Raw genomic sequence first — 8,847 nt, 5'->3', positions numbered from 1 at the left:
AAGAGAGGATAAGCATAACCTCCTGCCTTCTCTTTGACCTTTTGGCTGAGAGGATTCCCTTAGAAATAAAAGATAAAGAGATAACCATTAAGCCTTTAATCCCATCCCAATCAGAGCTCCTTCAATCCTATCCCAATCCAGCCAATAATCCCTGCTATATCCCATTCAAGCTAGCAAAGGATTCAAATGTTTCTCTTGAAATCTATAACATCCTTGGACAAAGGGTAAGGACAATAGAGCTAGGACAAAAACCTAAAGGCTCATATACCCAAAAGGATAGGGCAATATTCTTTGACCTAAAAAATAATGCTGGACAAAACCTTTCAAAAGGCTTATACTTTTATAAACTAAAAGCAGATGATTTTTCCGCCATAAAGTCAATGGTGGTGAGGTAATCCCTTACGCTGTTTCATAACCTGCTTAATCCCAAATAATCCTTGCTGAAACCATCTATCTTTTTGTATCATATAATAGAAATGTCTGAAATTATTGAGTCTTATATTGAGCAGGAGATGAAGACCTCCTACCTTGATTACGCTATGTCTGTAATCATTGGAAGGGCCCTTCCTGATGTCAGGGATGGGCTTAAGCCGGTTCACCGAAGAATCCTCTATGCAATGTCTGAGCTTGATTTATTCCATAACAAGCCATATAAAAAATCAGCCAGGATTGTGGGAGAGGTTCTGGGAAAGTATCACCCACATGGCGACCAGGCTGTATATGACACCTTGGTTAGGATGGCACAGGATTTTTCCTGTAGATACCCCTTAATTGATGGGCAGGGAAATTTTGGCTCTTTAGATGACGACCCTCCAGCAGCGATGAGGTATACCGAGGTAAGGCTAGCATCTATAACCGAAAACCTCCTTTTAGACATTGAGGATGAAACCGTAGATTTTATCCCAAATTTTGATGATAGCCTAAAGGAGCCAGAGGTTCTTCCTGCCTTGCTTCCCTCCCTCCTTATAAATGGCTCATCTGGCATTGCGGTTGGCATGGCAACGAATATTCCGCCACATAACCTTTATGAGGTAATTCAAGGCATTATTGCAATAATTGATAATCCTGAAATTGGTATAGATGAGCTTCTTAAGATTATCCCAGGCCCTGATTTTCCAACCGGAGGATACATTGTTGGCTCCTCGGGAATAAGGGAGGCTTATGAGAAAGGACAGGGTATTATTGTAATAAGGGGAAAGGCAAATATTGAAAGGGAGCAAGGAAGGGAAAAGATAATAATTACAGAGATTCCCTATCAGATTAGCAAAAAAGCCCTCATTGAAAGGATTGTTGAGGTAAATAGGGAAAAATCATTAGGAATATCCGAATTAAGGGATGAATCTGATCGGGATGGAATAAGGGTTGTCTTTGAGGTAAAGAGGGATGAAAACCCCAATGTTATTCTAAACAAGCTATACAAACACACCCCACTTCAGACAAGCTTTGGAATTATTATGCTTGTTATAAAAGATAAAAGCCCTGAGATAATGCCCTTAAAAAGAATTCTTGAATGCTATATTGAGCATAGGGTTGAGATTATTACCAGGAGGTCAAAATATCAATTAAACCTTGCAAGCGAAAGGGTTCATATCCTTGAAGGTCTAAAGATTGCCCAGAAAAATATTGATAGGGTGATAAAGATTATAAGGGGCTCAAAGGAGCCAAAAGAGGCAAAGAATACCCTTGTGGGAGAACTAGCCCTTTCACAAAAGCAAGCCCAGGCAATCCTTGAGATGCAGCTTCAAAGGCTAACCAAGCTTGAGAAAAGCAAAATAGAAAAAGAATACCTTGAGCTTATAAAAAAGATTGAATACCTTAATTCCCTCCTTTCCTCAAGACCGAGGATTTTGGGGGTTATAAAGGATGAGATTCTGGAATTGCAAAAGAAATTCAAGGATGAAAGGAGAACAATAATTATTCCCGAAGAGGAAGAATTTAGGATGGAGGATTTTGTAAAGGAGGAGGATGTTGCAATTACCATTTCCTTCAGGGGCTATATCAAAAGGATTCCGGTAAGTGTGTATAAAAAGCAACACAGGGGAGGTGTTGGTGTCTCTGGCCTTGAATTAAGGGAGGAAGATTTTGTCAAACACCTATACATTGCCTCAACCCACGATTTTCTTCTTATCTTTACAGACAAAGGAAGGGTCTATTGGCTTAAGGTATATAATATTCCAGAGGGAGGAAGGCTTTCAAGGGGAAAGCCCATAATAAACCTTATTTCTATACTCGAAAATGAAAAACCATCAGCAATTATCCCGGTTCGTGAATTTAGGGATGGATATATCCTTATGGCAACAAGGCTTGGGAAGATAAAGAAGACAGAGCTTTCACAATTCTCAAATCCACGCACAACGGGAATAATTGCAATGGATATCTCAGAAGGTGATTCCCTTATCTCTGCTAATTTAACATCTGGCAAGGATGAGATAATCCTTTCCTCAAGAAAGGGAAAGGCATTAAGGTTTAAGGAAAGCGATGCAAGGCCTATGGGAAGAACAGCAGGTGGTGTTATTGGAATGAGGTTTGACCAGGATGATTTTCTTATTGGGATGGAAGTAATAAAAGAGGGAAAAAACCTTCTTACAATAACAGAGAATGGCTTTGGAAAGAGAAGCTTAATCGGGCTTTATAGATTGCAGAAAAGGGGAGGAAAGGGAATTATTGACATAAAGACGGATGAAAGAAATGGTAATGTTGTTGGAATTCTTGAGGTAGATGAGGCTGATGAGATTGTTTTAATTACACAACTTGGAATGGTTATAAGAATTTCTGTAGGAAATATTAGAATGATCGGAAGAAATACAAAGGGTGTTTGCCTGGTGAGATTAAAGAAGGATGATAAAGTTGTTGCCTATGCACCTATTGTTGCTGAAGAATGATACCAGAAGAGAGAAAATAGAAGATAGACTATAGCAAAACAAACAAAATCCAAAACCTTGCTGTGTGTAATTTGGTGCTTGGAATTTGTTTTGGATTTTGGATTTAGGATTTTGGTGGTTTATTGTTTACTTGTCAGAAGGTGAATAGTTACGATAAATGAAAAATGCAATTGTTCATAAGGATGCACAAATAGGAGCAAAGGTTGAAATTGGCCCTTTTTCCATTATAGAGGAGGATGTTATAATTCAAGATGGAACAAAAATAGGGGCATATGTGGTGATAAAAAAAGGAACAAGGATAGGAAAAAATTGCTATATTGATATAGGTGCGGTTATTGGAAATGATCCCCAGATTGCAGGATGGAAGAATGTGAAATCCTATTGTTTTATTGGAGACAATAACATCATCCGTGAATATGCAACCATCCATCGCTCATCTTATGAAGGGGAAAGCACGCAAATAGGAAATAATAACTTTATTATGGCAAATTCCCATATTGCCCATGATTGCAAGATTGGAAATAATGTTGTGGTTACAAATTTTGCAGGCTTAACCGGTCATGTTGAGGTGGAGGACAAGGTTATAATTTCGGGCTTTGTTGCCATACATCAATTTGTTAGAATTGGATGCCTCTCTATGATTGGTGGCTCTTCAAAGGTTACCCAAGATGTTCCACCATATTTTATTGCTGATGGACACCCTGCTTCCTGCATTGGGATAAATAGTATCGGGCTTCAAAGAAATGGAATACCAAGCAAGATGAGGCAAGACATAAAAAATGCATTTAGGCTGTTATATCGCTCCCATCTAAATATCAGCCAGGCACTTATAAAAATAAAGGATGAGATTCCCCCTTCTCCTGAGATAGCTCATCTTGTTGAATTTATCAAAAGCTCTAAAAGGGGGATATGTTGATTTAGGATTTATGATGTATTCTTTAATAATTAGTATGAGGCCGAAGCAATGGGTAAAAAACCTCTTTGTGTTTGCTGCTCTGGTTTTTGGAGAAAGGCTAAATGATCCAGCCTCTTTACTTAAGGTTTCTTTGGGATTTGTCCTATTTTGTCTTATTGCAGGCTCTGGCTATCTCATCAATGATATAATTGACCAAAAAAAAGATGCCCTACATCCATTGAAGTCAAAGAGGCCTATTGTATCCGGCGTTCTAAAAAAAAGGGAGTGTATAATTTTTGTCTTTTTATTTATTATTGCCTCTATTTCTTCTTCATTTTTTATAAATTATAATTTTTCCCTTTGCCTTGTTTCTTATCTCCTTCTTTCTTTGCTCTATTCTTTTTTTCTTAAAAATATTGTCATTATTGACATCCTTTCTCTTTCATTCGGGTTTGTAATAAGGGTTATTGCAGGTGCTTTTGCTATTGGTGTTTCTATCTCTTTATGGCTTCTTATCTGCACAATGCTTATAGCTTTATTCCTTATATTAAGCAAAAGGAGGCACGAGCTTGTCCTTTTAGAGAGCGATGCATCATTGCATCGCGAAATCCTCTCTGAGTATAGCCTTTCCTTTATTGATGAGATGATCTCAGCCATAACAGGTGCAGCTATTATTGCCTATTCTTTATATGCCTTTCAAGTAAGGGATAAATTTGGAGAATACTTTCCCTTAACCATACCCTTTGTTTTATATGGGGTATTTAGATATTTATATCTTGTCCACCAAAAAGGGAGGGGTGGAAGCCCTGAGATAGATATAACTCAGGATAAGCCTTTAATGGTCAATTTGTTCCTTTGGATAATCTCTGTTTTGTTAATTATTTATGGAAGAAGATATTTATAAGGAAAGAAGAAAGGTGATGGTTAAGGAGCAGATAGAGGGAAGGGGAATTAGGGATAAGAGGGTTTTATCTGCAATGCTAGATATTCCGAGGGATGTATTTGTTGAAGAAAGAGAAAGAGAGGATGCATATAAAGATTTTCCCCTTCCTATAGGCTATGGCCAAACAATCTCCCAGCCATACATTGTTGCTTTGATGACATCCCTTCTTGAATTAAAGGGGGACGAGGTTGTTCTTGAGATAGGAACAGGCTCTGGCTATCAGTCTGCAATATTAAGCTATTTGGCAGCTGAGGTTTGGACAATTGAAAGGATTTCTGAATTAGGAGAGAGGGCAAGAAAGAGATTGGAGAAACTTGGGATTAAAAATGTCCATCTTATAGTTGGCAATGGAACATTAGGGCTTCCAGAATATGCACCTTATGACAGGATAATCATAACCGCCGCATCTCCAGATGTCCCAAAGCCCCTTATAGACCAACTTAAGGATAACGGAATTATGGTTATCCCAATGGGAGAAAGGTATACCCAGAGGCTTGTTGTGATAACAAAGGAAAAGGGGATGATAAAGGAAAAAGATAGGGGAGGGTGTGTATTTGTCCCTCTGATTGGAAAATATGGATTTAAGGAATGATATGAAATTTGAGGATGCACTAAAAAGGCTGGAGGAGATTGTTCAAATCTTAGAAAAGCAAGAGATTGGTTTGGATGAATCCATAGCCCTTTTTGAGGAAGGAATTGCTTTAAAAAAGCTCTGTCAAGAAAAGCTTTTGAGTGCAGAGAGAAAGATAAAGATAATCAGTGAAACAGAAGGGGAAAGATTGGTTGGAAAAGAAGAGAGCCTTAATTGATGAGAGAATAGGTTCTATTATCTCTCTAAAACCCCCTTCTTTGCTTAAAGATGCAATTGAATATTCCCTATTCCCTGGTGGCAAGCGGATAAGACCCATTCTTTGCCTTCTTTCCTCTGAGGTTGTTTCTGGAGATTTTATAAAAGCATTGGATGTTTGTGTAGCCATTGAGCTTATTCATACATATTCCCTTATTCACGATGACATTATGGATTTAGATGAAGAAAGGAGGGGAAAGCCATCTGTCTATAAAAAATATGGGATTCCTTTAGCAATCCTTGCAGGAGATGGCTTGCTTACATTGGCGTTTGAAATTCTTTCTGACTATCCTTTAATTTCAAAGGAAATTGCAAAGGCAATTGGTATGGATGGAATGGTATTGGGGCAATCAGAAGATGTTTTAAAATCGCAAAACCAAGATAATATTAACCTTAATAAGACGGCAAAGCTATTTATGGCATCCTGTGTTTCGGGAGGAATGATTGGAAAGGGAAGCAAAGAACAAATTGAAGCTTTGAGGGAATTTGGATTAAACTTTGGTCTTTTGTTTCAATTAAAGGATGACAGGGTTGACAAGAGGATAATCTTAAAAGATTATGAAGAAAGGATGCCAGGGCTTTTGGATAAAGCAAAAATTTCCCTTTCTATATTTAAAAAGGATAATCCTTTGATAAAGCTTCTCTCTTATTTTAAAAATTAGCCCCAGAATCCAGAAATCTTTCTTTTGCAACCAGGACACATTCCATCCTTTATTAGATTTTTAAGAACGCTATAACCTGCTCTTTCAATAAGCATTTTTTTGCATCCTGGGCAATATGTATTGTTCCATTCTCCGTCTGGGATATTCCCAATATAGGGATGGTTTATCCCACAATCCTTTGCTATTTTATAGGCAGAAAATAGGGTTTCAAAGGGCGTGGGAGGAAGGTTTAAGAGCTTATATTGTGGATGAAACCTTGAAAAATGAAGGGGGATGTCAGGTGAAAGGCTATATACCCATTTACATATTGCCTTAATTTTTCCCATATCATCATTTAGGGTTGGAACAACAAGATTAACAATCTCAAACCAAACACCAGATTCTGCCACTATCTCACAGGCCTCCTTAACATAATCCAACTCAGCAGAGCAGATATCTTTGTAAAAATCCTCATCAAATCCCTTAAGGTCAATCTTTATGGCATCCACCTCTTTACAAAGCCGTTTCAATGGGGTTCTATCAAGATAGCCAGCGGTAATCACAATATTTTTAATTCCCTTTTCTTTTGCCAATACACTTGAATCGATCATATATTCATAGAATGCGGCAGGCTCACCATAGGTATAAGCAAGGGATTGGACACCTGAATCCTTATTCCTCCATTCACAGACAAGGCTTATAAGCTTTTCGGGAAGGAGGTCGTAATTCCTTGTCTCCTCTGGCTTTTTCTGTGAGATATCCCAATTCTGGCAATAATGACATCTCAAATTACACCCTGCGGTGGAAATGGAAAATGCCTTTGTTCCTGGAAGGAAGTGGAAAAATGGCTTTTTCTCAATGGGGTCTATATTTATAACACAGGGGTTTCCGTAAGATTTTGAATATAAAACACCATCCTTATTTACATTTGTCTTACAAGCACCCCTGTAATTCTTCTTTAATAAACAGCGATGTGGGCATTTTTTACACCTTATCTTTCCATTCTTTAGCTTTGTGTAATAATAGCCCTCCTTTGCCCATTTCCAAAGCTCAATATTTTTTTCCTTTGTGGGAACAGCCTCAAGCCCCTTTTCTTCTTCATCCTCGTCTTGCAGGGCTAAAATACCCCCAGTTATCCCACAGCTTGCAATTCCAATACCAGCTTTTTTAAGAAAATCCCTCCTTGTCATAATTGTAATTTTACCTTAAATTTTTAAGTTTTGCATTTTGATTTTTTAAATCACCCTTCTTTTTCCAAGTGTTTTTATGAATTCTTCAATTTTGCTTGTAATATCAAGGTCTGATGTATAGGAATATATAGCATTCTCACCCTCTCCCATCTTCTCGATAATGCCATTTTCTACAAAGAACTCAAATTCCTTTGCTATATCAGAGGGTGACTTTTTTATCCAGGTAGAAAACTTGCTTATTGTATCCATCGTATAGGGATTCTTTGAAAAGAATATTAAAATCTCAATCCTTATTAAAGCACTCTCAAATTCCCTAATTATCTCATCAATTGTGTTCATATGCCTCTTATCAATACCTCTTTAATAGATTTTTCAGCTATGGATTTAAAGGAAAGAAGCACCTCACCAGAATAGGGAAGAATCTTTTCAAAATCCCTATTCAATGTCTTCTTATTCCTATATTGCTGAAGGACATACCTCTTTGTCCAAGGGATATAGGAAGCAATCTCTCTTATCACCTCTTCATCAATCAGGGAGGGAACCCCTGTTGTCCTGATTTCATAATCTATATTTGAATTTTTTAAAATTTCCAATGATTCTTTAATTTTACTTATATCCACATCAATTCCGCAAGCATTATTGTAGGAAGAGAATGTAGATTTAATATCTAAGGCAATATAGTCAATTGCCTTATTTTCTATAAGACCTCTTAAGACATCTGGAAGATACCCATTTGTATCAAGCTTAACAAGAAGGGAATTACTTTTAAGCCTTTTACAAAAATCAAGAAGCCCATCCTGTATGGTTGGCTCACCACCTGTAATCACAACACCATCAATAAATCCCTTTCTTTCAATGATGGCCTTCAAAATATCATCTTCATTTAAAAATCCATTATTAGAGAGGACAAGGTCTTTATTTTGACAGAATGGACACCTCATATTACACCCAGAGGTAAATATTACAGATGATACCTTATCTGGATAATCTATCAAAGAGACACCCTGAAAGCCTGCTATTTTCATCATAAAAATTCAAAAAGGCTTCGCGATACTTCGTATGCAAAATGTAATTCAAAATGTAAAATTCTATGTAAAATTCTCTTTCCCTTTTAACTCCACCTGCCAAATTTTTTTATAGCTTTACCATAAACCAATATTTTGTTGCTATGTTGCTTGATAGGCACTATCTTTTCAAAAAGCAGATTAACAATATGTATTTTACTCAGCCAGAACTTAATCTCCCTATAATGAACTTCGCTGTCATTCCTCATTTCAATTTCTCCACAGGTTCTTTGGTTAATTTTGAATATTACCTTTTGATTTGGCATCTGAGTTATCCGCCTTGCTTTTGAGTTTTCAACTATGATGTTAGTCTTATAGTTAATTCCATAACGCTTTACAAAATGTATGTGTTTAGATAATCTTAAGGAAAACTTTATAAAATTAT

11 protein-coding genes are annotated in these 8,847 nt (G+C 37.1%); 7 read left to right on the top strand and 4 right to left on the bottom strand.

Translation table 11 applies throughout. The annotated features are described in order from the left end of the window. The 7 genes from AB1397_00325 to AB1397_00295 form a co-directional block, all read left to right on the top strand. A partial coding sequence (locus AB1397_00325) for a T9SS type A sorting domain-containing protein (protein ID MEW6481451.1) occupies positions 1 to 395 on the top strand: 395 nt, incomplete at its 5' end. Positions 396 to 476: 81 nt separating this feature from the next. After that, complete coding sequence (gyrA, locus tag AB1397_00320) at positions 477 to 2,882, top strand: DNA gyrase subunit A (GenBank protein ID MEW6481450.1); 2,406 nt, start codon at positions 477 to 479, stop codon at positions 2,880 to 2,882. Positions 2,883 to 3,039: 157 nt separating this feature from the next. Further along, positions 3,040 to 3,798: an acyl-ACP--UDP-N-acetylglucosamine O-acyltransferase gene (gene lpxA, locus AB1397_00315; protein ID MEW6481449.1), complete on the top strand. Its 759-nt coding sequence runs from the start codon at positions 3,040 to 3,042 to the stop codon at positions 3,796 to 3,798. A 10-nt stretch (positions 3,799 to 3,808) separates the two neighbouring features. Then, positions 3,809 to 4,681, top strand: coding sequence for a decaprenyl-phosphate phosphoribosyltransferase (locus AB1397_00310; protein MEW6481448.1), 873 nt, complete (start codon positions 3,809 to 3,811; stop codon positions 4,679 to 4,681). Continuing rightward, positions 4,662 to 5,312, top strand: coding sequence for a protein-L-isoaspartate(D-aspartate) O-methyltransferase (locus tag AB1397_00305; protein MEW6481447.1), 651 nt, complete (start codon positions 4,662 to 4,664; stop codon positions 5,310 to 5,312). The genes AB1397_00310 and AB1397_00305 overlap by 20 nt, the downstream gene beginning before the upstream one ends. A gap of 1 nt (position 5,313) precedes the next feature. Next, positions 5,314 to 5,529, top strand: coding sequence for an exodeoxyribonuclease VII small subunit (gene xseB, locus AB1397_00300; GenBank protein MEW6481446.1), 216 nt, complete (start codon positions 5,314 to 5,316; stop codon positions 5,527 to 5,529). Continuing rightward, the gene (locus AB1397_00295; protein MEW6481445.1) at positions 5,504 to 6,229 is read left to right on the top strand and encodes a polyprenyl synthetase family protein; all 726 of its coding nucleotides are present in this window, start codon (positions 5,504 to 5,506) and stop codon (positions 6,227 to 6,229) included. The genes xseB and AB1397_00295 overlap by 26 nt, the downstream gene beginning before the upstream one ends. Here AB1397_00295 and amrS read toward each other — a convergent pair. From amrS to AB1397_00275, 4 genes are all read right to left on the bottom strand, one after another. Beyond that, complete coding sequence (amrS, locus tag AB1397_00290) at positions 6,226 to 7,398, bottom strand: AmmeMemoRadiSam system radical SAM enzyme (GenBank protein ID MEW6481444.1); 1,173 nt, start codon at positions 7,396 to 7,398, stop codon at positions 6,226 to 6,228. The genes AB1397_00295 and amrS overlap by 4 nt on opposite strands. 45 nt (positions 7,399 to 7,443) lie before the next feature. Continuing rightward, positions 7,444 to 7,737 (bottom strand): hypothetical protein, encoded by a 294-nt coding sequence (locus AB1397_00285; GenBank protein MEW6481443.1) that lies wholly within the window; start codon positions 7,735 to 7,737, stop codon positions 7,444 to 7,446. Beyond that, positions 7,734 to 8,426: an anaerobic ribonucleoside-triphosphate reductase activating protein gene (locus AB1397_00280; protein ID MEW6481442.1), complete on the bottom strand. Its 693-nt coding sequence runs from the start codon at positions 8,424 to 8,426 to the stop codon at positions 7,734 to 7,736. The genes AB1397_00285 and AB1397_00280 overlap by 4 nt, the downstream gene beginning before the upstream one ends. A gap of 83 nt (positions 8,427 to 8,509) precedes the next feature. Next, positions 8,510 to 8,847: hypothetical protein (locus AB1397_00275; GenBank protein MEW6481441.1), on the bottom strand; the 338-nt coding region annotated here is incomplete at its 5' end.

The organism is bacterium (assembly GCA_040756715.1).
Lineage (GTDB): Bacteria > UBA9089 > UBA9088 > UBA9088 > UBA9088 > JBFLYE01.
This window is presented reverse-complemented; position numbering and strand designations above follow the sequence as displayed.

Bases quoted from the DNA above. Each gene is read 5' to 3' on its own strand.
- xseB (MEW6481446.1), top strand. From the start codon at position 5,314: ATGAAATTTGAGGATGCACTAAAAAGGCTGGAGGAGATTGTTCAAATC.
- amrS (MEW6481444.1), bottom strand. From the start codon at position 7,398: ATGACAAGGAGGGATTTTCTTAAAAAAGCTGGTATTGGAATTGCAAGC.
- AB1397_00310 (MEW6481448.1), top strand. From the start codon at position 3,809: ATGATGTATTCTTTAATAATTAGTATGAGGCCGAAGCAATGGGTAAAA.
- AB1397_00285 (MEW6481443.1), bottom strand. From the start codon at position 7,737: ATGAACACAATTGATGAGATAATTAGGGAATTTGAGAGTGCTTTAATA.
- gyrA (MEW6481450.1), top strand. From the start codon at position 477: ATGTCTGAAATTATTGAGTCTTATATTGAGCAGGAGATGAAGACCTCC.
- AB1397_00280 (MEW6481442.1), bottom strand. From the start codon at position 8,426: ATGATGAAAATAGCAGGCTTTCAGGGTGTCTCTTTGATAGATTATCCA.
- lpxA (MEW6481449.1), top strand. From the start codon at position 3,040: ATGAAAAATGCAATTGTTCATAAGGATGCACAAATAGGAGCAAAGGTT.
- AB1397_00305 (MEW6481447.1), top strand. From the start codon at position 4,662: ATGGAAGAAGATATTTATAAGGAAAGAAGAAAGGTGATGGTTAAGGAG.